The sequence below is a fragment of the Streptomyces sp. NPDC002088 genome (genome assembly GCF_040296605.1).
Taxonomy (GTDB): Bacteria; Actinomycetota; Actinomycetes; order Streptomycetales; family Streptomycetaceae; genus Streptomyces.
This window is the reverse complement of sequence record NZ_JBEOXO010000004.1, coordinates 183,343-208,997: the sequence shown is the minus strand read 5'-3', so window position 1 is coordinate 208,997 and position 25,655 is coordinate 183,343. Positions and strand designations below refer to the sequence as shown.

The 25,655-nt window shown below is 72.3% G+C and carries 26 protein-coding genes; 10 read left to right on the top strand and 16 right to left on the bottom strand.

What is annotated here, in order from left to right; genetic code table 11:
* Genes ABT114_RS10835 through ABT114_RS10820 form a run of 4 tightly spaced genes read right to left on the bottom strand, consistent with a single transcriptional unit; the run spans position 1 to position 3,452 of the window.
* On the bottom strand, positions 1 to 978 hold the full coding sequence (locus ABT114_RS10835) for a cyclase family protein (protein ID WP_351140903.1): 978 nt from the start codon (positions 976 to 978) through the stop codon (positions 1 to 3).
* The gene (locus tag ABT114_RS10830; protein WP_351140901.1) at positions 975 to 1,979 is read right to left on the bottom strand and encodes an amidohydrolase family protein; all 1,005 of its coding nucleotides are present in this window, start codon (positions 1,977 to 1,979) and stop codon (positions 975 to 977) included. The genes ABT114_RS10835 and ABT114_RS10830 overlap by 4 nt, the downstream gene beginning before the upstream one ends.
* Positions 1,976 to 3,100 carry an FAD-dependent monooxygenase gene (locus tag ABT114_RS10825; protein WP_351140899.1) on the bottom strand — a complete coding sequence of 375 codons (1,125 nt, stop codon included), beginning with the start codon at positions 3,098 to 3,100 and terminating at the stop codon, positions 1,976 to 1,978. The genes ABT114_RS10830 and ABT114_RS10825 overlap by 4 nt, the downstream gene beginning before the upstream one ends.
* Before the next feature lie 46 nt (positions 3,101 to 3,146).
* A complete protein-coding gene (locus ABT114_RS10820) occupies positions 3,147 to 3,452 on the bottom strand; it encodes an antibiotic biosynthesis monooxygenase family protein (protein WP_351140897.1) in 306 nt (101 codons plus the stop codon).
* A gap of 254 nt (positions 3,453 to 3,706) precedes the next feature.
* On the opposite strand from ABT114_RS10820, the gene ABT114_RS10815 reads away from it, so the two are divergent.
* The 5 genes from ABT114_RS10815 (at position 3,707) to ABT114_RS10795 (ending at position 9,944) form a co-directional block, all read left to right on the top strand.
* On the top strand, positions 3,707 to 4,693 hold the full coding sequence (locus tag ABT114_RS10815; protein ID WP_351140895.1) for a fumarylacetoacetate hydrolase family protein: 987 nt from the start codon (positions 3,707 to 3,709) through the stop codon (positions 4,691 to 4,693).
* A complete protein-coding gene (locus tag ABT114_RS10810) occupies positions 4,690 to 5,631 on the top strand; it encodes a VOC family protein (protein WP_351140893.1) in 942 nt (313 codons plus the stop codon). The genes ABT114_RS10815 and ABT114_RS10810 overlap by 4 nt, the downstream gene beginning before the upstream one ends.
* Before the next feature lie 34 nt (positions 5,632 to 5,665).
* A complete protein-coding gene (hisD, locus tag ABT114_RS10805) occupies positions 5,666 to 6,976 on the top strand; it encodes a histidinol dehydrogenase (RefSeq protein WP_502988300.1) in 1,311 nt (436 codons plus the stop codon).
* Positions 6,973 to 7,743: an SDR family NAD(P)-dependent oxidoreductase gene (locus ABT114_RS10800; RefSeq protein WP_351140891.1), complete on the top strand. Its 771-nt coding sequence runs from the start codon at positions 6,973 to 6,975 to the stop codon at positions 7,741 to 7,743. Before hisD ends, ABT114_RS10800 begins: the two co-directional genes overlap by 4 nt.
* 299 nt (positions 7,744 to 8,042) lie before the next feature.
* Entirely contained in the window at positions 8,043 to 9,944 is a 1,902-nt protein-coding gene (locus ABT114_RS10795; RefSeq protein ID WP_351140889.1) for a hypothetical protein, read from the top strand.
* Positions 9,945 to 9,966: 22 nt separating this feature from the next.
* Here ABT114_RS10795 and ABT114_RS10790 read toward each other — a convergent pair whose 3' ends face one another.
* Positions 9,967 to 10,365: a nuclear transport factor 2 family protein gene (locus ABT114_RS10790; protein WP_351140887.1), complete on the bottom strand. Its 399-nt coding sequence runs from the start codon at positions 10,363 to 10,365 to the stop codon at positions 9,967 to 9,969.
* A gap of 96 nt (positions 10,366 to 10,461) precedes the next feature.
* On the opposite strand from ABT114_RS10790, the gene ABT114_RS10785 reads away from it, so the two are divergent.
* Entirely contained in the window at positions 10,462 to 11,265 is an 804-nt protein-coding gene (locus tag ABT114_RS10785; protein WP_351140885.1) for a class I SAM-dependent methyltransferase, read from the top strand.
* A 3-nt stretch (positions 11,266 to 11,268) separates the two neighbouring features.
* Here the strand turns inward: ABT114_RS10785 and ABT114_RS10780 are convergent, their stop codons facing one another.
* The 7 genes from ABT114_RS10780 to ABT114_RS10750 all read right to left on the bottom strand — a co-directional run bounded on the left by ABT114_RS10780 (position 11,269) and on the right by ABT114_RS10750 (position 17,099).
* Positions 11,269 to 12,012: a GntR family transcriptional regulator gene (locus tag ABT114_RS10780; RefSeq protein ID WP_351140884.1), complete on the bottom strand. Its 744-nt coding sequence runs from the start codon at positions 12,010 to 12,012 to the stop codon at positions 11,269 to 11,271.
* A 158-nt stretch (positions 12,013 to 12,170) separates the two neighbouring features.
* The gene (locus ABT114_RS10775) at positions 12,171 to 13,340 is read right to left on the bottom strand and encodes a serine hydrolase domain-containing protein (protein WP_351140883.1); all 1,170 of its coding nucleotides are present in this window, start codon (positions 13,338 to 13,340) and stop codon (positions 12,171 to 12,173) included.
* Between the two features lie 88 nt (positions 13,341 to 13,428).
* Positions 13,429 to 13,833: a nuclear transport factor 2 family protein gene (locus ABT114_RS10770; RefSeq protein ID WP_351140881.1), complete on the bottom strand. Its 405-nt coding sequence runs from the start codon at positions 13,831 to 13,833 to the stop codon at positions 13,429 to 13,431.
* A 10-nt stretch (positions 13,834 to 13,843) separates the two neighbouring features.
* Positions 13,844 to 14,812, bottom strand: a complete 969-nt coding sequence (locus ABT114_RS10765; RefSeq protein WP_351140879.1) for an acetylxylan esterase — start codon at positions 14,810 to 14,812, stop codon at positions 13,844 to 13,846.
* 111 nt (positions 14,813 to 14,923) lie between these two features.
* Positions 14,924 to 15,511 carry an Rv1733c family protein gene (locus ABT114_RS10760; protein ID WP_351140877.1) on the bottom strand — a complete coding sequence of 196 codons (588 nt, stop codon included), beginning with the start codon at positions 15,509 to 15,511 and terminating at the stop codon, positions 14,924 to 14,926.
* A gap of 234 nt (positions 15,512 to 15,745) precedes the next feature.
* Positions 15,746 to 16,501, bottom strand: coding sequence for a ferredoxin reductase (locus ABT114_RS10755; protein WP_351140875.1), 756 nt, complete (start codon positions 16,499 to 16,501; stop codon positions 15,746 to 15,748).
* Entirely contained in the window at positions 16,494 to 17,099 is a 606-nt protein-coding gene (locus ABT114_RS10750; RefSeq protein WP_351140873.1) for a sulfite oxidase-like oxidoreductase, read from the bottom strand. The genes ABT114_RS10755 and ABT114_RS10750 overlap by 8 nt, the downstream gene beginning before the upstream one ends.
* 229 nt (positions 17,100 to 17,328) lie before the next feature.
* Here ABT114_RS10750 and ABT114_RS10745 point away from each other — a divergent pair, with 229 nt between their 5' ends.
* Together ABT114_RS10745 and ABT114_RS10740 are read left to right on the top strand one after the other, a co-directional pair.
* Positions 17,329 to 18,255, top strand: coding sequence for a quinone oxidoreductase family protein (locus tag ABT114_RS10745; protein WP_351140871.1), 927 nt, complete (start codon positions 17,329 to 17,331; stop codon positions 18,253 to 18,255).
* Positions 18,252 to 18,983 carry a GNAT family N-acetyltransferase gene (locus ABT114_RS10740; protein WP_351140869.1) on the top strand — a complete coding sequence of 244 codons (732 nt, stop codon included), beginning with the start codon at positions 18,252 to 18,254 and terminating at the stop codon, positions 18,981 to 18,983. The genes ABT114_RS10745 and ABT114_RS10740 overlap by 4 nt, the downstream gene beginning before the upstream one ends.
* A gap of 100 nt (positions 18,984 to 19,083) precedes the next feature.
* On the opposite strand, the gene ABT114_RS10735 is transcribed toward ABT114_RS10740, so the two are convergent.
* From ABT114_RS10735 to ABT114_RS10725, 3 genes are all read right to left on the bottom strand, one after another.
* On the bottom strand, positions 19,084 to 19,497 hold the full coding sequence (locus tag ABT114_RS10735) for a MarR family winged helix-turn-helix transcriptional regulator (protein WP_351140867.1): 414 nt from the start codon (positions 19,495 to 19,497) through the stop codon (positions 19,084 to 19,086).
* 330 nt (positions 19,498 to 19,827) lie between these two features.
* A complete protein-coding gene (locus tag ABT114_RS10730) occupies positions 19,828 to 20,196 on the bottom strand; it encodes a hypothetical protein (RefSeq protein WP_351140865.1) in 369 nt (122 codons plus the stop codon).
* Between the two features lie 138 nt (positions 20,197 to 20,334).
* Entirely contained in the window at positions 20,335 to 21,225 is an 891-nt protein-coding gene (locus tag ABT114_RS10725) for a hypothetical protein (RefSeq protein ID WP_351140862.1), read from the bottom strand.
* Between the two features lie 314 nt (positions 21,226 to 21,539).
* On the opposite strand from ABT114_RS10725, the gene ABT114_RS10720 reads away from it, so the two are divergent.
* Entirely contained in the window at positions 21,540 to 23,627 is a 2,088-nt protein-coding gene (locus ABT114_RS10720; RefSeq protein WP_351140860.1) for a SpoIIE family protein phosphatase, read from the top strand.
* Positions 23,628 to 23,753: 126 nt separating this feature from the next.
* On the top strand, positions 23,754 to 24,479 hold the full coding sequence (locus tag ABT114_RS10715) for a hypothetical protein (protein WP_351140858.1): 726 nt from the start codon (positions 23,754 to 23,756) through the stop codon (positions 24,477 to 24,479).
* Between the two features lie 90 nt (positions 24,480 to 24,569).
* On the opposite strand, the gene ABT114_RS10710 is transcribed toward ABT114_RS10715, so the two are convergent.
* Positions 24,570 to 25,358 carry a putative protein N(5)-glutamine methyltransferase gene (locus ABT114_RS10710; protein WP_351140856.1) on the bottom strand — a complete coding sequence of 263 codons (789 nt, stop codon included), beginning with the start codon at positions 25,356 to 25,358 and terminating at the stop codon, positions 24,570 to 24,572.
* Positions 25,359 to 25,655: the final 297 nt, after the last annotated feature.

Below are 25,655 nucleotides of genomic sequence, written 5' to 3'. Positions count from 1 at the left end.
TCATTTGATCGCGATCGGGTTGACGGGGGCGCCCACCGCGCCGGTCACCGGAAGCGGCGCCGCGACCAGCAGGAACTCATGGACACCGTCGGCCGCGCAGTCCGCGGCCAAGGCCTCAAGGTCCCACATCTCGCCCAGCGGCAGGCCCATGTTGGGGATCGCTATCTGGTGGAGTGGGGACATCGCGGGCTCGGCGAACTCGTACGGGCGTACCTCGAGTCCCCAGGTGTCGGAGGCGATCGCGGCTATCTCCGTGCGGTGCAGCCAGTCGAGGGTCGTGAAGGAGAGGCCGGGGGCATCACCGGCGGCGTAGGTGCCCCAGGTGCCGAGCCGCCGTACCCGGCCGATCTGTCCGGTGCGGACGAGGACCAGATCGCCGCGCCGGACGCTCGACGTCGCGCCCTGCGCCTCGATCGTGGCGCGCAGATGCTCCTCCAGGATCGGGAATCCGTCCGGGAGCTCGCCGTGCTCGTCGCCGACCGCGCGGCCCACGTCGAGCAGGACGCCGCGCCCGGTGAATGCGTCCCGCATGTGTTCGATCCCGGTGACCGAGTCCCCGTCGCCGTTGACGATGGTGCACGGACGGCCGTTCCACGCCTGCTTGTTGTCGTAGATGTGGCCGAGACCGTCCCACTGCGTCGATGCCTGCAACGGCATCACGATGTGGTCGTCGGCCCCGCCGAAGCCGTGCGGGAAACCCTGGGTGCCGGCGGCCGCGTCCGAGCCGGTGTCCTTCATGTAGTGCACGGGGTTGATGCGGCCGCGGAAACCCCGCTGCGGCCCGTCCTCGTTGAACTCCAGCGCCAGCGAGAAGGACCGCCCGCGCCGGACCAGACCGGCCGCGTGCGCCCGTATCGCGTCGTCGACGAAGTTCAGCGTGCCCAGCACGTCGTCCTCGCCCCAGCGGCCCCAGTTGCGGTACGCGGCACGGGCCTTGGCGAGCTCTTCCTCGATGGGTCCGAGGGGCGTGGGGGTCATCGGACACGTCCTTTCAGCAGCAGGTCGAGGGCGTTGCCCCCGGCGATCGCGGCACGCTCGGCCGGGGCGAACCCGGCGGCGTCCAGGCGGGCCACAGGGTCGGTGACGCCCATGTCGAAGGGGTGGTCGGTGCCGAGGACGACTCGGTCGGCGCCCACCTCCTCCACCAGGTGGCGCAGGGCGCGCGGGGTGTACACGAGCGCGTCGAACCACATGCGCCGCAGGTAGGTGCTGGGCGGCTCGACGCAGCCGCGGGCGTCCGCACGCACCTGCCAGGCGTGGTCGGAGCGGCCGACGTACGTGGGCAGATAGCCGCCGCCGTGCGCGGCCACCAGCTTCAGACGCGGGAAGCGGTCGAGGACGCCGGTGAAGATCAGATGCGAGAGCGCGACCGTCGTCTCGACCGGCTGCCCGACCGTGTTGCCCAGATAGTGGGTCGCCAGCCGCTCGCCCAGCGAGCAGCCCCAGGGGTGCACGAAGACGACGGCGCCCAACTCCTCGGCCTTCTGCCACACGGCGTCGTGCGCGGGGTCGGCGAGCTCCCGGCCGTCGACGGTCGTGGAGACGCTGATCCCGTACAGCCCGCACTCGGTGACGGCCTTGTCCAGCAGGGCCACGGCCAGGTCGGGGTGCTGGAGGGGAACCGTGCCCAGGCCGTACAGCCGGTCGGGCGCGGCGGCGCAGTGCTCCGCCACGGCCGCGTTGACGGTACGGGCGAGGCGCACCGCGAGATCCGGATCCGCCCAGTAGTGGTGCATGGGCATCGGGCCGACCACCTGGATGTCCACGCCCATCGCGTCGAGGTCGGTGAGCCGGGCGGTGACGTCCGTCAACTTCGGTGCCAGGCACTGGAGTTGGGCCCGGTTGGCCGTCAGCGACGCGGGGGAGTGGCCGCGCTGCTCGGCCGCCAGCTCGGCGGCGAGACCCGGAGTGCCCGCGACGAGGGCATCTGCGGCCGGGACGGCGAGGTGACCGTGGAAGTCGACGACCGGCGTGCTCATGCCGCCGCCGTCAGCGAGTCCAGGGTCTCCGACATGATCCGGGCCGGGTCGGCGCCGGGCGTGCCGGGGTGGATCTCCCACTCGGCGAGCCGGAGCGAGTTCTCCAGCACCATCCGCACCCTCGGCAACCGCCGGGACATGAAGTCCTCCAGCGCCTGCTCCACCGGCTCGTCCCCGCGGACCAGCTCCGCCAGGAGCACCGCGTCCTCCATGCACATCGCCGCGCCCTGCGCGATCAGCGGTGGACAGGCGTGCGCCGCGTCACCGACGACCATCACGCGGCCGCGGTACCAGGGCTCGTCGACGAGAACCGCCTCGATCCAGCGGTAGTCGACCGCCGTGTCGTCGGGCAGCGCGTCGAGGATGGCGCCCCAGGTGCCGCCGTACCCGGCACCGCGCTCGCGCAGCAGGTCCAGGGGCGCGCGCGGGCCGACGAGGGAGGCGTCGAGGTTCTCGTCCAGGAGGTAGGCGTAGCACTGGCCCGGCGAGATCGGGCTGTAGCCGGCTTTGAAGCGCGGGCCGCCGTAGTAGACCTCGGCGCAGTCCATCTCGGCGGGGCGATCCGCGACCACCCGGAAGATCGACATGCCGACGGGCCGTGGCTTCGCGTCGATCCCGATCAGCTCCCGCGTCCGCGAGTTGATGCCGTCGGCGGCCACCACCAGGTCGTAGCGGCCCGTGGACCCGTCCGTGAAGGTGGCGTCCACGTGGTCGGCGGACTGGTCGAGGCGATCCACGCTCAGTCCGAGGCGGACGGTGACGCCGTGCGCGTGGACCGCGTCGCACAGCGCGTTCTGGAGGTCGGAGCGCAGCGCTCCGGCCGTGGACGGCAGGTCCGGGCCGCCGGTGTGCGGGGTGTCCAGCTCGGTGATCAGCCCGCCGTCGGCGCGACGCAGCCGCATGACGTCGAACGGCACGGCCCGGGCCAGCACCCGCTCCAGCACGCCCACGGAGCGCAGCGCCTTCAGCGCGTTGCCCTGGAGGGTGATGCCATGGCCCACACCGAACCACTGGGGCGAGATTTCGACGAGCTCCACCTCGGCGCCGCGTTGGGCGAGCGCGAGGCACAGCACGCTTCCGGTGATGCCGCCGCCGACGACGAGCACCTTTTGTACAGGCATGGGCGATCCTTGTGAAACGTAGAGATACGTGGCGGGCGGAGAGAGGTCAGCCGGCGAAGCGGGCTCCGAGTTCGCGGTAGTGCTCGACGGTCGGCGGCTCGGCGAAGAACGGCCCGACCAGGGCACGCCAGCGCGGGAAGCGCTCCGACTCCCGGAAGCCGACGGTGTGCGCCTCGACCGACTCCCAGCCGACCAGCAACAGGAAGGTCCTTGGCCGCTCCTCGCAGCGCAGCAGCTCGGCCCAGCGGAACCCGTCGGCCTCCGCGAGCACCTCCCGCGCCTTGCCGAAGGCCTCCTGGAACTCCTCTTCCCGGCCGGCCTCGACGGTCAGCTCGGCATGCTCGACGACCACGTTGATCTCCTCGGACGATGGGTGCTCCGAGCCTGCGTGGCGGCCGGTGCGGGGGTCAACGGATCGAGGCATCGGCAAGGGGGACGTCATGCATCCCGTACGGCGATGGCGGCGCCGCGCGGCGGAGCCGCGCATCGATGCAGGCAGGCCCGGCACGGCCGCCGATGGCAGGCATCGCGAACGGCCATTTCCGCCGCCGCTCCCGGCTGCCTAGCGTCGGAGGCGAGCCCCCACCCGTACGAGGAGAGCCGCCCGTGCCCGATCAGCATCCAGCCCACGCCGTTCCCTCCCACGCCGGACCGTTCGCGCTCGGCACCTTCACGAGCGAGCAGGCCACCGGCGCCTTCCCCGGCCTGGTCACCGGGGTGCGCGTGCGTGACCTGTCCGGCCTGGTGCCGTCCGTACGCGCCCTGGTCGAGGACTGGGACACCTGGCTGCCCCGCCTCGGCGCACTCGCCGGATCCACCGACGGCACCTGGCACGACCTGGCCGCCCTGCGCGTCCTCACCCCGATCGAGCCGGGCCAGATCCTGCAGAGCGGCGCCAACTACCGCAAGCACGTGGTCGATCTGGTCGCCGCCGAGAAGGAGAGCGTGCACGGCGCCACCCCCGACGAGGCCCGCGCCGACGCCGAGAAGATGATGGACGAACGGATCCGGAGCGGCGTCCCGTACGTCTTCCTCGGCTCGACCCGCGCCCTGTGCGGCCCGTACGACGACATCGTGCTCCCCGCACTCGGCGAGCAGCATGACTGGGAACTCGAACTCGCCCTGGTCATAGGAAAGGCGGGCAAGAACATCCCCGTCGACGAGGCGATGTCGTACGTCGCCGGCTACACCATCAGCAACGACCTCACCACCCGCGACCGCCTCTACCGGCCCGACCTCAAGGCCATCGGCACCGACTGGTTCACCGCCAAGAACGCCGACACCTTCCTGCCGACCGGCCCCTTCCTCGTACCGGCCGCCTTCGTCGGCGACCCGGGCGACCTGCGGATCACCCTGCGCCACAACGGCGTCGTCCGGCAGGACGAGTCCACCAAGGACATGATCTTCGACATCCCGCGGCTGATCGCGTACGTGTCCACGACCACCACCCTGCGCCCCGGCGACCTGCTCCTCACCGGCTCCCCGGCCGGCAACGGCGCCCACTGGGGCGTGTTCCTCCAGCCCGGCGACGTCATGGAGGCCGAGATCACCGGCCTGGGCCACCAGCGCAACACCGTCAGGAGCGGACAGTGACTGTCACCTTCCAGCCCATCACCCATCTGCGCCATGTCGACCTGGCCGTACCGGACTTCGACCGGCAGCGCGCCTTCTACGGCACCACCTGGGGCCTGACGGAGGTGGCGAACGACAGCGGGATCGCGTTCTTCGCCGCCGAGGGCAGCCCCGAGCAGTACATCGTCCGGATCCGCCAGGACGAGCGGAAGCGGATGGACCTGGTCGCCTTCGGAGCCGTCTCACCGGCCGCCGTGGACGAACTCGCGGTACGGCTCGGGCGTGCCGGGATCCAACTCATCTGCGACCCCGACGTGTTGGACACCCCAGGAGGCGGCTACGGCTTCCGCTTCTTCGACCCGGACGGGCGGGTCGTCGAGGTCTCCGCGGACGTCGCCGTCCGCGCCCACCGCAGGATCGAGGAGCGCGAGGCGATCCCCGTACGGCTCTCGCACTGCGTGGTCAACTCCCAGGACCCCGAAGGGCTGCGGGACTTCTATGTCGAGCACCTCGGCTTCCGGCTCACCGACACGCTGTACTCCACGCACATGGGCGACCTCATGTACTTCCTGCGGTGCAGCCCGCTCCACCACTCCTTCGCCATCGCCCGCGGCCCCCATGTGTCCCTGCATCACGCCTCGTTCGAGATGCGGGGCGTCGAGGAGTACATGCGCGGCACGGGCCGGGCGCTGCGCGCCGGGACCCGGCTCACCTGGGGGCCGGGCCGCCACCTCGCCGGCGACAACACCTTCGCCTACTTCCACGACCCGCACGGCAACACCGTCGAGTACACCACCGAACTGGCCGTCCTCGAAGAGGACCTGTGGCACCCGGGCCGCCATGACGTCGACGACCCGATCACCCAGGACCAGTGGGGCACCGCGGACCCGATGAGCGAGTCGGTCGCCAAAGAGCAGTTCAACGACCCCGACGTGCTCTTCGAAGCGCCGCCCGTCTGATCCGAACCCATTCCTCCTGAGAAAGGCCGCAGCCGTGGCAATCACCGCAACCACCCTGAAGCACGCCGTACCCAAGGCGGAGGTCACCGCCTCCCTCGACCAGGTGCGCGAGACCGTGACCGGCGTCATCGCGGACATCCGCGCCCGCGGCGACGAGGCCGTGCGCGAGTACTCCGAGAAGTTCGACAACTGGAGCCCGGACTCCTTCCGTCTCTCCGCCGAGGAGGTCGACAAGATCGTCGCGTCGGTGCCGCAACAGGTCATCGACGACATCCGCTTCGTGCAGGAGCAGGTCCGCACCTTCGCCCGCCACCAGCTCGACTCCCTGGGGGAGTTCGAGGTGGAGACCTTGCCGGGCGTGCGGCTCGGCCAGAAGCACGTACCCGTGCAGGCGGCGGGCGCCTACATCCCCGGCGGCCGCTACCCGCTCACCGCCTCCGCCCACATGACCATCGTCACCGCCAAGGTCGCGGGCGTTCCCCGCGTGGTCGCCTGTACGCCGCCGATCCGCGGCGAGATCCCGGCCGCCACCGTCGCCGCCATGCACCTCGCGGGCGCGGACGAGATCTGGCTGCTGGGCGGGGTGCAGGCGGTGGCCGCGATGGCCGTCGGCACCGACACCATGGAGCCGGTCAACCTGATCGCCGGCCCCGGCAACGCCTACGTCGCCGAGGCCAAGCGGCAACTGTTCGGCGAGATCGGCATCGACCTGTTCGCCGGGCCGACCGAGATCCTCGTCCTCGCCGACGAGCAGGCCGACCCGTTCGTCTGCGCGGTCGACCTGCTCTCCCAGGCCGAGCACGGCCCGGACTCCCCGGCTGTCCTGATCACCACCTCCCGCGAGGTCGCCGAGAAGACCATCACCGAGGTCGAGCGGCTGCTGCCCGGCCTGCCGACCCGCGACTTCGCGGAGCCCGCCTGGTGCGACCACGGCCAGGTGCACGTCGTCGGCTCCCTCGACGAGCTGTACGCGCTCGCCGACGAGTTCGCCTTCGAGCACGTCGAGGTGCTGACCGCCGAACCGCGCCTCGCGCTGGAGCGGATGACCCAGTACGGGGCCCTCTTCCTCGGCGCGGGCACCTGCGTGTCGTTCGGTGACAAGGTCATCGGCACCAACCACGTGCTGCCCACCCGCGGCGCGGCCCGCTACACGGGCGGCCTGTGGGTCGGCAAGTACCTCAAGACCGTCACCTACCAGGAGGTCACTGACACCGCCTCGCAGGCACTGCTGGGCCGGCTGTGCGGACGCGCCTCCCGGGTGGAGCTGTTCGAGGGGCACGCACGCTCCGGCGACGTACGGGCGGCGCGGGCCGCGGGGGACGAGCTGCCGTGGAACACCGCATGAGCCTGCGCGGGCGCACGGCGCTGATCACGGGCGGCGGCGGCCCCCTGGGGCGGGCGTTCGCCCTCGCCCTCGCGGGCGCCGGGGCACGCGTGGTCCTCGCCGGCCGGAATGAACAGGCCCTCGTGGACGCGGCCACCCGGGTGGTCAAGGAGGGCGGGGAGGCCCGTACGGCCGTGTGCGACGTGTCCGACCCGGGCTCCGTACGCGCCCTGGCCGCCGAACTCGCCGGTGAGAACGTGTCGTTGCTCGTCAACAACGCGGGGGTCGCGGGCCCGGTCCGCCCGCTCGTCGACATCGAACCCGACGAGTGGGACGACGTGTTCGCCGCCAACGTACGCGGGGTCTACCTCATGTGCCGGGCCTTCCTGCCCCCGATGATCACGGCCGGGCACGGCGACGTCGTCAACGTGGCCTCCGTCAGCGGCAAGCGCCCGCTGCTGAACCGCACCCCCTACACCGCCTCGAAGATGGCACTGCTCGGCCTGACCAGGACCCTGGCGGGCGAGGTCGGCCCGCACGGCGTCGCCGTCAACTCCCTTTCACCGGGCCCGGTCCGGGGTCCGCGGATGGACCGCAACTTCCGGCTCACCGCCGAGCTGACCGGCTGCACCGTGGCCGAGGCCGAGCGCGACTTCGCCTCCCGGTCCGCCCTCGGCCGCCTCGTCGAGGAGGACGAGGTGGCCCAGGCGCTGGTGGCGATGCTCGCGATGCCCGGCCTGTGCGGGGCGGACATCGACCTGTCGGCGGGGATGATCGCACCGGCGTAGCGACCCGGCAGCACGAGGAACGGCGAGGTGGACGGCCCCGTGGCCGCCCGCCTCGCCGTCGTGCGTGCGCACCGGAACCGGCTGTGACCACTCTGTGTGATCGCCATGCAGTGGGCGGCCCGATCCGAGGCATCGGGTTCCGGGATGCGTGCGCGAAGCGCCTATTCCCGGTTTGCCGAGGCTGCTTCACTCCCTCAAACGCACCTCAGGTGCCTTGATCCGGGCCGAGGTCGCCCCACGTGAGGCGGCCGGCTCGTCACGCTGCGCAATGACGCACTCGATCCGTGGAAAGGTCTGCAATGACGCTGATCACCCGACGCTCCCTCCTGATCGCCGGTACCGCCACCGCCGGGGCCGTACTGGTCCCGGCCGCCTCCGCCACCGCCGCACCGAAGGAGACGGGCAAGCAGATCACCGTCGGCTCCGGGGAGACGTACGAGCTCTCCGCGACCACCCGGGTGAGCCGGCTGACCATCGCGGAGGGCGGGAAGATCGCCGCCCCCGACGGCCGCAGCCTCTCGCTGACCGTCGACGGCGTGGAGACCGGCCAGCTGCTGACCGCGACCGGCGGCACCGCCACCCTGATCCAGGCCGGCACCTACCAGGGCGACGTCGTCCTCACGGTGGCGGAGGACAACGACGTGACCTACGAGACGCTCACCTTCCCCTTCCGGCAGGCGCTCTACGTCGACGGTGACGGCGTCGACCGCGACAAGTCCGTGCTCGCGGCCATGCTCGGCGGCAAGGTCACCGACGCCCTCGCGCGCGATGTCTCCATCACCTCCACCGGCGAGTGCTTCGACGGCGTGTTCGTGCAGGACGCCGCCTACACGCTCCAGCGGCCCACCATCTCCCTGACCGGCAACGGCCGTTGCGACTTCGCCGGCTACGGCGCCGCGGTCGTCGGCGACGGCTCGTCCACCACCCTGGTCCTGGACGGCGCCCGCATCAGCAACAAGGGCGTGGTCCGCACCGGTGTCATCGCCGACGACGGCGCCAACGTGGTGGTCAAGAACTCCTTCGTCCGCGCCCGCAACGGCATCCTGCCCGCCGACTACCAGGCCACCGTGGAAACCCCCTATATGGAGTCCGTGCCCTGGATGCTCGGCCTCGACGGCAACGTCCGCGCCACCAACCTCATCGGCAAGAACAGCAAGGCCACCTATCTCAACTCCACTGTTTTCTCGGAGACTTGGGGCGCCCTGTCGGTGGAGGGCGGCAGCGGTCTGAAGCTGACCGCGATCAACAGCCACGTCGGCAACACGGGGGAGTACGGCTACGGTACCTACGCCATCGGTGACGCCACCGTACGCGTCCTCGGCTCCCGGTTCGACGTCGGCAGCTACGCGACCATCATCGCGGGCCCGGCCGCGGTCGTGCACTACGGCGACAGCACCCGTGCGGCGGTCGCCGCGCTCAACACGGAGCTGGAACTCGGCCTGTCCAGCGCCGAGTTGGCGGCCGTTCCGGTCCGCAACACGGTCGTGAACTCGGGCCACTTCGGGTACATGTTCTTCGGCGCCGGCACGCTGACCCTGGACGGCGGCACGGTGATCAACTCCGAGCGGGCCACCTTCCTCAACAAGGGCCAGCAGACCGCCATCACCGTCGACGGCTCCCAGGGCGCCCGGCTCAGCCCGCGCGACGGGATCATCCTGCAGATGATCGAGCTGGACGACCCGGGCCCGGTCAATGTCAACGGCAAGATGATGAACGTCGGCGTCTACACCGAGCCGACCGGCGACCCGGCGAAGGACACGACCTTCGACGTCACCGCCGTCCACACCACCGACGGAGCCGCCACCTTCACCTCCATCAAGCTGGAGGGCGACTTCTACAACGGCATGCGCAAGGGCAAGAACATGGTCCTCACCTTCGAGGACTCGACGGTGGAGGGCGTGATCTCCGCGTCCGAGGCCAAGCACCGCGTGTCCACGATCGACTCGTCCACCTTCTATGAGCTGGGCATCGTGACCAACACCGTGCGGGCCGCCGTCAACAACGGTGCGATCGTCCGGCTGAACAGCGGCTCCACGTGGACCGTCACCGGCACCTCGTACCTGACCTCGCTCACCGTCGCCGCCGACGCGGCCGTGAAGGCACCGCAGGGCAGGACCCTGACCGCGACGGTCGACGGCACCGCCGCGGCCGTCGGGCCCGGCACGACCCTCACGGGCGCCATCACGCTCACGGTGGCCTGAGAGCCGGCGGAGGCGCGCTGACTCAGACGGAGTGCGCCTCCGCCTCCTTTGCGATCTGCTCGAACCGCGCGCCCATGGCCGCCGCGAGGGCCTGCGCGCCGGACATCGGGCGCACCATGACCGTCAGTTCGTCGATCAGGCCGTCCTCGTCGACATGGATGAAGTCGCAGCCGGTGATCTCGCGCTCGCCCACCCGCGCGGCGAAGACCAGCGCGTGGTCGCGGCCGTCGGCTCCGGTGAGCTCGCGCTCGTAGCGGAAGTCCTCGAAGACCTGCGCGACAGCGCGCAGGATCGCCGCGGTGATGGCCTTGCCCGGATACGGCTTGAACACGACCGGGCTGGTGAAGACGACGTCCTCGGCGAGCAGCGCCTCTACGGCGTCGAGATCGCCTGCCTCGACCGCCTCGCGGAACGCGCGCATCGGATCACCTCATAGTCAATTAGTTGAGTAGAGGTGGATCAGAGTAATCACCAACCGTCAGCGTGTCCACGGACCGATTCCTCTAGGCTGACCCCGATGTTCAGCCCAGAAGGTCCCACCCTGCGCGAACTCGCCGTCCAGGCGCTGTCCTCCGTCGAGCGCGGCTACGACCTGCTCGCGCCGAAGTTCGACCACACCCCGTTCCGCACGCCGGACTCCGTGCTCGACGCGGTGGCGTCCGCGCTGGAGCCGGCCGGCCCCGTCGACGACGGACTGGACCTGTGCTGCGGGACGGGCGCCGGGATGGACGTACTGGCCCGGGTGTGCCGGCGCAGCGTCACCGGCGTCGACTTCAGCGCGGGCATGCTCGCCGAGGCCCGCGGGCGCACGCCGGGCCCGGAGCCGCGCGTCGCCTGGGTCCGTGCCGACGCCCGGGCCCTGCCGTTCGGCCCCGCCTTCGACCTCGTGGTCAGCTTCGGGGCGTTCGGGCACTTCCTGCCCCGCGAGCTGCCGGGGCTGTTCGCCCAGGTCCACTCCGTGCTGCGGCCCGGCGGCCGCTTCGTGTTCCCCGTGGTCGCCCCGTCCCGCCCGTCCTCGCCGGCGTTCTGGATGCTGTGGGGCTTCGACGCGGCCATGCGGGTACGCAACGCCGTGTGGCGGCCGCCGTTCGTCATGTACTACCGCGCCTTCCGGCTCGGGGATGTACGGCGGGAGCTGGAGCGCGCCGGATTTCGCGTGGAGCTCCAGGCGCTGCCCGAGTTCGGGCGACGGCGCGACGGAAGCCCACGCGTCCGGCTGGTCACGGCCGAACGGTCGCTCTCCTGGGAACCTCAGCCGGAACCCCGGCCGCGGCCGGGGCCCGTACCCGCGCCATCGCCTCGGTCGCCCGGGCCCGGCTGACCGTCAGCCCGCCGACGGCAGCGTGAACTCGTACACCAGGGCGTCCTGCCGTGCCTCCACGATCAGATCGGTTATCTCCAGGGGGCGCGCGTACTGGTCGTGGACGCGCCGGGTCACCCGCATCGAGGGCGCGTCGTCCAGCCGGGTGATGGAGTCGCGGTGGTGCAGGGTCAGGCCCGCCCTGCGCATCCAGTCGTAGGCCCGGCGCAACTGGGCCGCGGCGGTGCCGTCGGCGCGGTCACGGTAGCGGGCGAGCTCCTCGACCTCGGCCAGCACCACGGCGGAGAACGACGTCACCGCCGTACGCCGGCCACGGCCGTCGGCATCGGCCGACTCGTAGCGGTGTACGAGGGTAGGCCGGCGCGGGGCGAGGCCCAGGGCCTCGGCGTGGTCCGGCGGGGGTGGCTCCCAGCTGACGGTGGCCCGGTCCACGGCACCGGGGTCCAGGGGCCGGGCGCCGACCGGGAAGGCGAGGGAGGCCGGGTCCTCCAGGGGGCGGCCCCGGAGGGTGGCGTGGCTGCCGCGCCGGTCGGTGGCGACCAGGCCGCCGCGCCGCAGCACCTCCAGCGCCTGCCGTACGGTCTCCCGGCTGACCCCGAAGTGCCCGGCGAGGCGCCGCTCGCCCGGCAGGCGTTCGCCGGGCGGGACGGTCCCGTCGCGCAGTTCGCCGAGCAGTTCTTTGGCGATCCGCCAGTAGAGGGGCCGGTCCTCGGTCTGCGGGTGGTCGTGGGGGGTGGTGCGGGCCATGCCGCGCCTCCTGTGGGTGACAAGAACTCGGTGACGAGAACTCGGTGACAAGACGTAGCCGTGCGGGCTCGTTGCGCGACCAGATCTAGCATTGGTCTAAACCACCAGGGAAGGTGCGTCTGCCGGTTCGGCCGAAACCGGCCCGCACGGACCGCCCGTCACACCACGCTGTACAGGGCCTCGATCAGCGCCGTCTTCCGTGGGTCGTCGGCGATATGAGGCCCCATCCGGTTCATCACATAGCCCAGCGACACCCCGGCCTCCGGATCGGCCAGGCCGCAGGAACCGCCGAAGCCGTCGTGGCCGAAAGCCCTCGGGTTGGGTCCGTAGGAGCCGTTCGGCCCGCTGAGCCACAGTCCGAGCCCGACCTCCGTCTCGTGCGCGAAACCCGCCCCCAGCACCAGGTCGCGGCAGCTGCCCTGCCCCTCGCGCACCCGCTCGGCGGCCTCGGGGGAGAGGACCCGGTGACCGTCGTACGTACCCCGGCCCGCGAGGATCCCGTACAGCGCGGCGACGGCCCGGGCCGTGCCGTGGCCGTTCGCGGCGGGGATCTCGGCGGCCCGCCAATCGGCTGTGTTGGCCTCGGTCGCGCCGACCATCGGGTTGGCCAGGGCGGCGAGCGCCGCGGGCGTCAACTGGCTGAAGATCGCCGCCTGTTCACTGCTCGACGCGGCCGGCGGATGCACCAGCTCGGCCGCCCGCCCGGCCTCCTTCTCCGGCAGCCCGATGCGGAAGTCGATCCCGAGCGGCCCGGTCACCTCCCGCTCCAGGAACGCGCCCGGCAGCAGCCCGGAGACACGCCGCACCACCTCGCCGACCAGGAACCCGTAGGTCAGTGCGTGGTACCCGGACCGTGTCCCCGGCTCCCACCACGGCTCGGCCGCCGCGAGCCGGTTGGTCGTGAGCTCCCAGTCGTAGAGATCGGCGAGCGAGTGCGGCTCACGCGGACCGGACAGGCCCGCGCGATGCGACAGCAGATGCCGTACGAGCACCTTCTCCTTGCCCGCCGCCGCGAACTCGGGCCAGTACGCGGCCACCGGCGCGTCGAGGTCCAGCAGCCCGCGGTCGGCGAGGACGTGCGCGCACAGCGCCACGGGGCCCTTCGACGTCGACCACACGTTGACCAGCGTGTCGCGTTCCCACGGCCGGGTGTGCGCCGCGTCGGCCCAGCCGCCCCACAGGTCGGCCACGGTCACGCCGTCGACCGTGACGGTCACCGCGGCGCCCAGTTCGCCCCGCTCCCGGAAGTTCTCCTCGAACGCCGTGCGCACCGGCGCGAAACGCGCCGCGCAGTGGCCGTGGACCTGTGGCTCGTGCTGCTCGGACATGGGTCCTCCGTCGTCCGCCGGAACCCCGGGCCGCGACGCTGCGACCCGGCCCCGAAGAACGTACCGACTGGTCGGACCGGAGGGAAGGTCACCGGAAGAACAGCTGGTCGGCCGGCTCCTTGTGACCCTCTGTCGTATGCCAGTAGTCGCGGGTCTCGACCGCGCGGCCCACGTCGTCGAAGCGTACGAAGACGCAGCCGGCGAGGGTGGACGGCGCACCGTCCGCCTCCGCCAGCACCCGGAACTCGGCCACGGCGACACCGTCCTGCCCGACCACCGGAGCGGAGAACCGTACGTCGGTCACCCGCTCCCCGGCGAACGACCAGCGCAGATACGCGGCGAGTTCGTCCCGGCCGCGGTGCGGTTCGCGGAACGGCATCGAGCGGTGGACGCAGTCCTCGGCGTACAGCTCAAGGAGCGCCGCTACGTCATGCGCGGCCCAGGCCCGTGTCCAGACCGCGACGAACCGCTCCGCGGCGGCGCGTGTCTCCATCGGGCGCTCCTCAGACGTACGACCGCAGCCAGCGCAGCTTGGTCGCCTCCTGGTAAGGACCGCCGCCCTCGTGGTCGTTGAAGTCGTACACCTCGATCGTCTTGTCCTCGTGCGCCCACGCGTTGAAGGCGCCGAAGACGGTGGAGGGCGGGCAGGTCTGGTCCTCCAGGGCCGCCGAGAACAGGGCGGGCGCGCTGCCGCGGGCCGCGAAGTGCACGCCGTCGAAGTAGGACAGGGTGCTCAGGGCGTCCTCGGTGCGGCCGCGGTGCGTCTTGAGGTAGAGGCCGATCTCCCGGTACGGGTGGCGGTCCGTGATGGTCGCCGCGCGCGGGTAGTCGCACAGGAACGGCACGTCCGGGGCTATCGCGGCCAGGTCCGGGACCAGGCCGCCCACGGCGATGGTGATGCCGCCGCCCTGGCTGGCGCCGAGTGCCACCGTCCGGGCGGCGTCGGTCAGCGGGTGCGACCGGGCGGCCTCGATGGCGCGCACGGCGTCCGTGAACACCCGGCGGTAGTAGTAGTTCTCGGGCGCGTCGATGCCCCGGGTCATGAAACCGGGGTACGCGGGCGCCCCGCCCACCGGGTCGGCGGTGCCGCCACCGCCGCCCCAGGCGCTGCCCTGGCCGCGGGTGTCCATGATGAAATGCGCGCGGCCCGTAGACGCCCAGAGCAGGTGCTCGTGCGGCAGGCCACGGCCGCCGCCGTACCCGACGAACTCCACCACCAGCGGCAGCGGCTCCTCGGCCCCGGCGGGCAGCGTCAGCCAGCCCTTCACGGGGTGACCGCCGAACCCGGCGAACGTCACGTCGTACACCCGTACCGTGGCCAGACCCGTGTCGACCGGCTCGAAGCGGGCGTCGAGGTCGTGCTCACGTGCCTCCTGCAGTGTCTTCGACCAGAACGCGTCGAAGTCCTCCGGCTCGGTGGACTCGCTGCGGTACTCACGGAGCTCGTCGAGAGGAAGGTCGAACAGGGCCATCTAGGACCGCCTTCGGTGAGAAGGGTGCGGGTGGATGATCACACCGTACGTTCCCCCGGGAAGCGTGCGCCAGGCCCTGTGAAACGGTTCAATCGCCGACCGTCGGTGGAGTCACGCCGGGTGCCGCCGCGTCCACTCCGGCTCGGTCCGCGCCCAGTCCCGCTCCCACTCGGCCAACCGGTGCCGCATGGCCACCCGGCGGACCGCCCCGTGCCCGAGGAGGACGAGGGCGACGGCACCGCCCGTGGCACAGGCACCCATGGTGAGCGTGTGCTGCCAGACCGCCGACTCACCCGGCGGCGGGACCACGTTGCGGCCCCGCGCGTCGAACCACACGTCGACCACGTCACCCTGGTGAGTCCCGGCCGGAACGCGCGCCGTGGCCGTCCGCACCTTGCCGCCGGCCTCCGTCCAGCGCACGGCCACGCGATACGTGCGCTGCGGGCCGCCTTCCGCGGAGGGCAGCGTTTCGGGTGTCTGCCCGGTCACCTCGGCGCGCACCCGATGGCGTTCCGCCCGCTGGGCCGCGGCGAGTGCCCGCGCCTGGTCGTGCGCCCACCAGGCGGCGGCCGCCCCGGCGAGGGGCGCGCCCACGAACAGCAGGACGGCGACGACCAGCGCTGTCCACACCTCGATGACGTCCGACCGGCGCCGCAGCGCACTGCGCCTGAGGCGCCGCAGGCGCACCCGGGTTCGCATTGTCGACCGACCTCCTCGCCGTCAGCGGAGCCGAGGGGCCGGAAGGAGCCGTACCGGCGGCCGGTGCGTCACTCCCTCCGCACCACGTGCGAGAGTCACATGGGCCACGTACCCCGTCCGCGCGACATCGCTCACCGTAACCGGGACGCAACGGAGCACGGAGGGCGGTGCGAGCCCCCTGACCGGCCGTGCGTGCGCCGGGGCACGTCGTCAGCCGAAGCTTCGATCCGGAGCTCAGCCGAAGCGTTCGATCCGGATGCGGTCCACGGGCTGACCGGCCTCGACGAGCAGCCGCGAGGCGTGCTCGGCGAAGGCGTTGGAGCCGCACACGTAGGCCTCCCACCCGCCGTCGGGCCACTCGGCCAGGAGCGGCGCCACATGGGCGGCCGTCATACGCCCCACCGGCGCTCCCGCCGGCGCGGTCCGTGTGAACACGGGCGTGGTCTCCGCGCCGTACTCGCGGCGGTAGATGAGCTCCTCGGGGCCGCGCGCCGACACCAGCAGCCGCAGCGGCACCGAAAGGTCCCGCTCCCGGTGGTGCCGCACCATCGACATCAGCGGTACGACGCCGGAGCCGGCGCCGATCAGCAGCGCGGGCCGGTCGCCGGGCCAGGCGAAGAAGCCGCTGAGCGGTCCGCGCACCTCCACCTGGTCGCCGGGCCGGGCCTCGGTGTGGAACCAGCCGGACACCTCGCCGCCCTCGACGTGGTCCAGAGTCAGCTCGATGTGCCCCGAGTCGTCCGGCGCGGACGCGATCGAGTAGTGGCGCTGGGCGAGGTAGCCGTCCTCGGCGGTCAGCCGCAGCATCAGGTGCTGCCCGGGCAGGTGCCCCGCCCAGGCGGGCACCGCGAACCGGAACGTGGCCGCGCGCGGGGTCTCCCGACGGATCTCGGTGAGCGTGGCCGTCTGCCACACCGCCGCCGCCCGGTTGCTGACGGCGATGCGGCCGGGCACCGCGAAGCGCGTGGAAGGAGTGAATGTCTCAGTCACCGGAGTACCGCTGCTCCTCCCAGGGGTTGCCGCGCGCGTGGTAGCCGTTCTGCTCCCAGAAGCCCGGCTCGTCGTGGTCGAGCAGCGTCAGCCCCGCGATCCACTTGGCGCTCTTCCAGAAGTACAGGTGCGGCACCAGCAGCCGCGCCGGACCGCCGTGCTCGGGGCTGAGCGGCTGCCCGTCGTACTCGAACGCGATCCAGGCGCGCCCGCCGGTCAGGTCCGCGAGCGGCAGGTTCGTGGTGTAGCCGGTGTGCGAGTAGGCGACGGCGTGGGTGGCCGACGCGTGCGGGCCCACGGCCTCCAGGAACGCGTCCAGCGACACGCCCCCGAACCGCACCCCGAACTTCGACCAGCTCGTCACACAGTGGATGTCGCCCTCGTACGCGGACGCCGGCAGCGCGTGCGCCGCCTCCCAGTCCCAGGTACGCGGCCGCTTCACCAGACCGTCCACGCGGAAGGTCCAGTCGGCGGACGTGAGGTCCGGCGTGACCTCGGCGGACAGCACGGGCCAGTCCTCGCCCGCGTCGTACTGGCCGGGTGGCAGCCCCGGATTGTGGACGCGTGGGCGCCCGGTGAAGCCTCGGGTGACGTTCATGCGGGTGGTGCCTGCCTACGTGCTGACGCGTGCGGATTGCTTACGCAGTCAACCGTACGTGCATGTCAGACATGCTCCGGCACCGGTCCGCCCCTCGATCATTAAGGCCGTATGAAGTCTCCAGCGCCCCGGGAATAGCCGCCCGGCGATCTCCCTTGCACGAGGCGTGCCCGCAACCGGTCGACCCGCACGACCGGTGAGCCGGCGACAGCGAAGGAGAGTGGAAGCAATGCCGAAGGCGTACGTCTTCACCAGGTACGGCGGCCCGGAGACCGAGGCCCTGGTCGAGGTGGACCTGCCCCGTCCCGGCCCCGGCCAGGTTCTCGTCGCGGTGCGCGCGGCGGGTGTGAACCCCGTCGACTGGAAGCTGCGCACGGGCTTCCGCCGGCCCGGCGAGAGCGGGGAGCGGGAGTTCCCCGCCGTCCTCGGCAGCGAGGTCTCCGGAGTCGTCGAGGAGACCGGCGAGGGCGTGACCGGCTTCGCCGCCGGTGACGAGGTCTTCGGCAACACGGCGGCCGGCGGGTACGCCGAGTACACGCTGCTGCCCGCCGCGCTGACCGCGCACAAACCGGCCGGCCTCTCCCACACCGACGCCGCCACGCTGCCGGTCGCCGCCGCGACCGCCTACGACGGCGTCCGCCAGCTCGACCTGCCAGCCGGGGCGACCCTCCTGGTCACCGGCGCGGGCGGTGGAGTCGGCTCCGCCGCCGTGCAGATCGCCCGCGCCCTCGGACTGCGCGTCGTCGGGGTCGCGAGCGAGGCCAAGAAGGACTTCGTCGAGGCACTCGGCGCCGTACACGTACCCTCCGGTCCGGACTGGGCCGAGCGGGTCCGCGCGGCCGCGCCGGACGGCGTCGACGGCGTCTACGACCTCGTCGGCGGCGAGGTGCTCGCCGACGCGGCGGCCCTGCTGACCGACCGCACCAGGCTGATCACCGCCGGCGCACCGCCTGAGGAGGTGGAGAGTCTCGGCGGCTCACGCGTCGAGCGGGCGCGCACCGCGGCCGTCCTGGCGGCGGTGGCGGACCTCGTGGTCGACGGCTCCCTCGACCCGCACGTGACCCAGACCTTCCCGCTCGCACGCGCGGGCGAGGCGCTGCGCACCGTCGAGGAGGGCCACGCCCGCGGCAAGGTCGTGATCGAGGTGGCCATATGAGCATCCCCGAGCAGACACGGCGGCACGTGCTCGACAACCCCGCCCTCGCCTCCCTCACCGGCCCGCACGCCCGCTTCGCCGAGCGGCGTGGCCGGGTGCTGCGCTACCCCGTCGACGTCTCGCCCTGGCTGGCCCTGCCCGACGAGCCGGACGCCGACGCCTGGGCGGACCTCGCCGCACTCGCCGGACCCGGGGCGGAGGTACCTCTGTCGGGCTATGCGGGGCAGGTCCCGCCCGACTGGGAGATCACCTTCCATGTAGAGGGCGTCCAGCTGGTGGACGACGGCCTCGCCGCCGAGCCGGACCCGGAGGCGGTCCGCCTCGGCCCCGCCGACGTGCCCGAGATGCTCGACCTGGTCGCCCGCACCCAGCCCGGCCCCTTTCTGCCCCGCACCATCGAACTCGGTACCTACCTGGGCATACGGCGGGACGGCGCCCTCGTCGCCATGGCGGGGGAGCGGCTGCACCCGCCGGGCTGGACCGAGATCAGCGCGGTGTGCACCGACCCCGCCGTCCGCGGCCAGGGCCTGGCCACCCGCCTGATCCTCGCCGTGGCCCACGGCATCCGCGAACGCGGCGAGACCCCGTTCCTGCACACCGGCGCCGGCAACACGGGCGCCATCCGCCTGTACGAGTCCCTGGGCTTCCGCCTCCGGCTCAGAACGGCCTTCCTGGCGGCACGGGCACCGGAGCGGCTGACGGAGGGGCGGACGGCGGGGGTGTCGTAGGGCAACGGGTTGCGGGTTGCGCTGCTCGGGCTCGCGGAGCCCGTCAGCGGACCCGACCGGCCGGAGGGGACGCCCAGTTGCCCTCGGAGACGGGAGCCGATCAGGCGTTGTAGCGCTCGAGATACCCGGCGAACCGTTCCAGGTCGTCCTCCGGCCAGTCTTTGAGCCGTTCACGGAAGGCGGCCCGGCGGCTCTTCGTGACCTGGAGGAGGATGCTGCGGCCGGCGTCCGTCAGGTGGAGGACCTGGACGCGGTGGTCCTCCGGGTCCAGCCGGCGCTCTATCAGGTCGGCGCGCTCCAGGGCGGCGACCTGGCGGCTGACGGTGGACTTGTCGAGGGCGTAGTGGGCGGCGAGGTCGGTGGCCCGGCAGCCGTCCATCTCCTCCAGATGGCCGAGCAGCGTGTACGAGACCAGCGACAGCTCGGGATGCATACGGCCCGCCGAGGCGCGGGCCCGACGGGCGAAGATCGTCATCTCCCGCTGGATGGTCTCCACGGCCTCGGCTGCTGTCACTGGATCTCCCTCACGTTCCTGGTTGCATAATACAACTGGAGGGGGAGTCGCTTGTGCCGACTCGACGCCGAGACCGTCGGAGCCTGATCGCTGGGGTATGGCTGCGAGCTGACCGTCGACGTCCGCATCACATCCCGGCCTTCGACGCCCACGCCGCCTAGGTCCTGGTGCGTACCGCAACCGCCGAGCCGGACGTGCGGCTGCCGGCGCCGGGGCCGACCGGCACGGCGTGGACGAGAACGTGCGGCTCGCGGAGCTGTCCGCGGCGGTCCACGCCGTCTGCCGGCGGGCCGTGCTGGGCCCTTTCGGCGCCGGACGGGCCCTCTGGCCCTACCTGCTCTTCAGCCGGATGTGCAGCTCCCTCTCCTGGTCGCCCGAGGCCGTGCTCAGGTCATGCACGTTGAACAGGGAGTCCACGGTGATACGGAACTGGTCGATCGCCCAGTAGCCGCCCTGCACGTCGGCCGTGACGGACCCGGCGAGCCGGGCCGGGCGGTCGCAGCGGTGGGTGTCGGCCACGTCGAACGTGCCGAGCCACACCATGGGACGTGTTGCGTGGAGTTGCTGCGGCACGTCCTCGGCGCACCGGTCGGACTCGAAGCACGCGCACAGCGTGTCGAACACGATCCGGGCGTCCTCCTTGCTGCAGTCGCTGATCTCCACGGAGACGGATTCCGAGTGCGGTCCTTCGCTGTGCATCGTGATCGCTCCTCTCGTGACCGGGCTGCGGTACCGCGGGTTCCCCGCGACACCGCACCCCACCCCAAGAAAAGCACCACCTTCCGGGACAGACCACCGAGAGGCCACCGGGTGATTCACCGGCGGCGCTCGCGCCCGCTAACCGCGCGTGAAGCGGTAGGTCTTGCTGTCGGTCAGCACGCAGAAGCCGGGGGAGACGACGACCACCCGCAACGTGCCCGTACGGCGGTCGTAGTCGATGCCCTCCGCCTCGAACGTGCCCGAACAGGAGCTGCGCAGCGGCAGCTGGCGCAGGGCGGTGACGTGGCCGGAGACGTCGGCCGTGCCGTTGGGCTCGGCGGACAGGTCGACCTGGAGCAGCGGCTTGGTGATGCCGAACAGGGTGCCCGCCGGGTCGTCGGAGGAGCACAGCAGTCGGGTCGGGCTCGAGAAGTCGCAGCCCTGGACGTCGCGCACGGCGTGGTCCAGGTTCACGGTGGAGGCCTGTGGGAGGTTCGCGGAGGGCGAGGTGCCCGGGTTGACACCCGGCGTGGGGAAGACCAGGAGCCGGTTCATGGTGCCGTACTCCCCCGCCAGCATCCACTGGCCGCCGGGCGAGATCGCGACCCACGAGTTGTTCAGCGCCTCGCCGGTACTGAGGGTGTGCACGTACTCGGACCAGCCGCCGCCCGGCGCCTGCACCCGGAACATCTTCGTGGTGCCGGAGTCGCGTTGGTAGGGCTCGACGTAGTAGCCGTCGTAGGAGGCGTCGGGGTCGCCGACGTGGTTCCAGCCGCGGCTGTTGACGTCGGCGGGGATCGTGCCGATGCCCGTGTAGTGGTTGGGGCTTCCGGCGGGGACCTCCACCGAGGTCAGGCCCTGGCTCTCGGTGAGCGGGTCGGCGCGGTCGGAACCGACCTCGGTCCAGGTGTCGGCGGCCGCGGCGGGCGGGGCGGCCGACAGCGTGACGACGGTGGCGGTCGCGAGGGCGACCAGACCCGTCAGGGCCGCGTGACAACGTTCCCGGGCGGGACGCGGGCGCAGGGGCATCGGACGGCTCCTCCGTGGGGGGTGGGGACGCGTTCGGCGGACAGTCTGGCGTGGCATTGTGGTCATGTACAGACCAACGCGCGCGAACGGCTGTCGTCCCGTACCGGAACGGCTGCTGTCCGTTCGGCGACCCACCGTGCTCGGCCGGACACCCCCCGCGTCACCCGACTTCAGGCAGACGATCGATCCGTGTCGGGGGATGGTGGAGGAGGGCGCCGGTGGCGTAGGAGAAGGGGTTGAGCGCGATAGAACAAGGGGAGTCGGTCGGCACCGGGGGACGGCGTGCCGCGCGGACGGTCGGAGGCGGTGCGTGGATGAGTGCAGCCGGATCAGCCGGATCACGGGGGGCCCGAGGCGGCGAGCCGGGACGCGGACCGCAGCAGCCGAGCGGTCTGCTCGACGTGCTCAACGTGGCCTCGGTGGTGCTGGACAGCGAGGGGCGCATCGCGTTGTGGAGCCCCCAGGCGGAGGAGCTGTTCGGCTACTCGGCGCAGGAGGCTCTGGGGCGGTACGCGGCCCACGTCATGGTGCACGAGCAGCACGTCGAACTGGTCGTCAAGCTGTTCGGCGACGTCATGGCCACCGGTCAGGGCTGGGCCGGGGCCTTCCCGATCCGCCGCAAGGACGGCACCACCCGGCTCGTGGAGTTCCGCAACATGCGGCTCCTGGACGACCACGGCGACGTCTACGCCCTGGGACTGGCGACGGACCAGTCGACCGTGCGCCGACTGGAGCGGGGCGTGGCGCTGTCGACCCGGATCGTGGAGCAGTCGCCGGCCGGGCTGGCGGTCCTCGACACCGACCTGCGGTTCGTGTCGGTCAACCCGGCGCTGGAGCGGCTCGACGGCGTCCCGACCGAGGAGCACCTCGGGCGGACGATCCACGAGGTGCTGCCGCTGCTGGACGCCGACGTCCTGGTGTCCGAGGCGCGCCAGGTGCTGCGGACCGGTCTGCCGCTCATCGACCGGCGCATCGTGGGCCGGACGTCGGCCGATCCGGACGAGGACCATGCCTGGGCTGTCTCCCTGTACCGGCTGGAGGACGCCCGCGGCACCGTACTGGGCGTGGCCGCCTCGACCGTCGACATCACCGAGCAGTACCGGGCGGGGGTCGAGGCCGAGCGGGCCCGGCGGCGCCTGGCCGTCATCGCGGACGCCTCCGCCCGTATCGGCACCACGCTGGAGCTGGACCGCACGGCCCGTGAGCTGGCCGATGTCGCCGTGCCGGAGCTCGCCGACATCGCGGCCGTGGACCTGCTGGAGGCGGTGGTGGAGGGCCGCCGCAGCAGCCTGGGCCCCGCCGAGGCGGCGGTCATCCGGGCGTTGGCCGTGCAGGCGGACGACGCCCCGGAGGCCCTGCGGGCGGCCGACCCACCCGGTCAGGTGGCCCGCTACGGGCCCGACCGGCTCGTCACGGAGTGCGTCCGCACGGGTGAGCCGGTCATGGTGGCGCAGGTCAAGGACGGGGACCTGCCGCGCATCGCGCGCTCCCCCGAGGCGGCCGAGCAGCTGGCCCGCGCGGGCGTCCACTCGTATCTGGCGGTGCCGCTGATCGCGCGGGGCGAGGTGCTCGGCGCGCTCGACCTCAAGCGCATCCGCAACCCGCTGCCTTTCGGCGAGGACGATCTGCTGCTCGCCCGGGAGCTGGCGGCCCGCGCGGCCGTGCAGATCGACAACGCCCGCTGGTACCAGAACGCCCGCAACACCGCGCTCACCCTCCAGCGCAGTCTGCTGCCCAGCCATCCGGCCGTCACCGGGGGCCTCGAGGTCGTCTCGCGCTACCAGCCCGCGGGGGCCACCACCGAGGTCGGCGGCGACTGGTTCGACGTCATCCCGCTGGAGGGCGCCAAGACCGCGCTTGTCGTGGGCGACGTGATGGGCAGCGGCATCTCCGCCGCCGCCACGATGGGCCGGCTGCGTACCGCGACCAACACCCTGGCTTCGCTCGACCTCGACCCCGCCGTGCTCCTCGAACACCTCGACCGCATCACGGCGGGCCTCGACCACTTCATCGCGACCTGCGTCTACGCCGTCCACGACCCCCGGCTGCGCCAGTGCCGGATCGCCAACGCCGGGCACCTGCCCCCGGTCCGGCTCCGTCCCGGCCACCTACCGGAGCTGCTCGACCTGCCCACGGGCGCGCCGCTGGGGGTGGGCGGCGTCGAGTTCACCACCGTCACCGTCGACTTCGCCCCCGGCGACCAGCTCGTCCTGTACACCGACGGGCTCGTGGAGACGCGCCGGCACTCCCTCGACGAACGGCTGGCCATGCTGCTGACGCTTCTCGACGACCCCTCGCGCCCGCTGGAGAGCGTCTGCGACCACCTGTTGCGTACGCTGCACCACCCCGACAACCACGACGACGTGGCGCTGCTCATCGCTCGGGCACGTCCGGAGACGTAGCCGCCCACGTCACCTGCTTCACGAGGGCTCGCGCACCCCAATTCACAGGGATTTGTTACTTGTTCCTCACCGCCGGCATTCCACAATCACAGCAGGGCGTGGAGAGCGGGCCGAGGAGAGTGAACCGTGACGCACGATCCGGACCAGGAACACAGCACCCCGCAGGCGGACCCGGACTGGGAGGTCCTCACCGGGCCGGGCGGTGCGGAACCCGAGCGCACGCCGGGCAGCTCGGTGCGCGAGCTCTGGCAGCGGCGGTCCGCCCGGGGGCGGGCGGTGGTCGCCGCCGCCACCGTGGTCGTCCTGGCCCTGGGCGGCACCGTCGCCTACGCGGCGACCTCGGGCAGGTCGGGCAGCGAGGGCGCGACCGCCGCCGCCTCCTCCTCCTCGCCGTCGCCCGGCGCTCCCGGTGGCCGGCCCGGCTTCGGCGGCCCGGGGTTCGGCCTGGGCGGCGAGGCGGTGCACGGCGAGGCGACGGTCAAGGACGGCGACACCGGCAAGTGGGTCGTACGGGTCTGGCAGCGGGGCACCGTCGAGAAGGTGGACGGCGACCAGGTCACCGTCAAGAGCGACGACGGCACCCAGTGGACATGGACCGTCTCCTCGGACGCCACCGTCCGCGGCAGCGGTGACTCGGACTCCGGGGCCGCCGCTCCGAAGAAGGGCGAGACGGCCTACCTGGTCGGCTCCCGTTCCGAGTCCGGCACCCTGACCGCCACACAGGTACGGTCCGGCAGCCTCGACGACAAGGGACCGGGTGGCCGGCGCGGCGGCTTCCCGGGCCGCGGTCCGGGCGACCGAGGAGACCGCGCGCCGTCACCCGGCCCGTCGGGCAGCGGCGCGACGACCTGACGCCCCGTTGCGGCACCCTGCGGGGGCCAGGGGAACCGCGCGAGCAGGCACGGCGGGCCCGCGGGTTCACGACCGCGCCGCAGCGGAGCGCTACGCGCCCTTGGCCCCGATCACCACATGGGCGTACAGCTCTTCGGACTCGGCCAGGAACGCGGTCAGGCCGGCGCGGGTGAAGGCTTCGACGGCCGTCGGCGCCTGGTGCTCACTCGTCTCGACGAACAGGCAGCCTCCAGGCGCGAGCCAGTCGGGGGCCGCGGCGGCGACGCGGCGCAGCAGGTCGAGTCCGTCGGCGCCGCCGTCGAGGGCGGTCAGCGGTTCGTGGTCGCGTGCCTCGGCGGGCAGCAGAGCCACCGCGTCGGTGGGGACGTACGGCACGTTGGCGGCGAGGATGTCGACGCGGCCGCGCAGTTCGCCGGGGAGCGCCTCGAAGAGGTCGCCCGTGTGGACATGCCCGGTGACGTTCCGGCGGGCGCAGCGCACGGCGGCGGGGTCGATGTCGGCGGCGTGCAGTTCGACGCGGCCCAGGGCGGCGGCCAGGGCCGCGCCGACCGCGCCGGAGCCGCAGCACAGGTCCACGACGAGGGCGGCCTGCGGGACGCGGGCGAGTGCCTGGGTGACGAGGAACTCGGTACGGCGGCGAGGCACGAAGACGCCCGGTTCCACGGCGATGCGCAGACCGTGGAACTCGGCCCAGCCGAGGACGTGTTCGAGGGGCAGTCCCGCGACCCGGCGGTCCACCATGGCGGTGAGCTCGTCCGGCGTGCGGGCGGTGGCCAGGAGCAACTCCGCCTCGTCCTCGGCGAAGACGCACCCGGCGGCGCGCAGCGCGGCGACCACCGGGGAAGGGGAGGTGGAGGACGAGGGAGTCTGTGGGGGCATGGAAGCCGAGAGCCTTTCGGAAGCCGAAGGGCGCTCTCGCGGTCACCGGCAGCCGGTGATCCGCGCCGTCGCGACGAGGTGAGAGCACCCGACCTGACAAGCGGTAATGGGTCTCACCTCCTCGGTCTCTCCTGCTGGGTCCCTCCCCAGCCGGACGGCCACCTTACCGTTCCCGCAGCGGGAGCGGGAGTGGATCCTGCACGGCTCAAGCGGCAACGGTTCCGAATCCCCGGTCACTCGGGTCACGTGACTTCCATGACATGGCCTCCGCTTGTTATGCAACTAGTTGCAAAAACA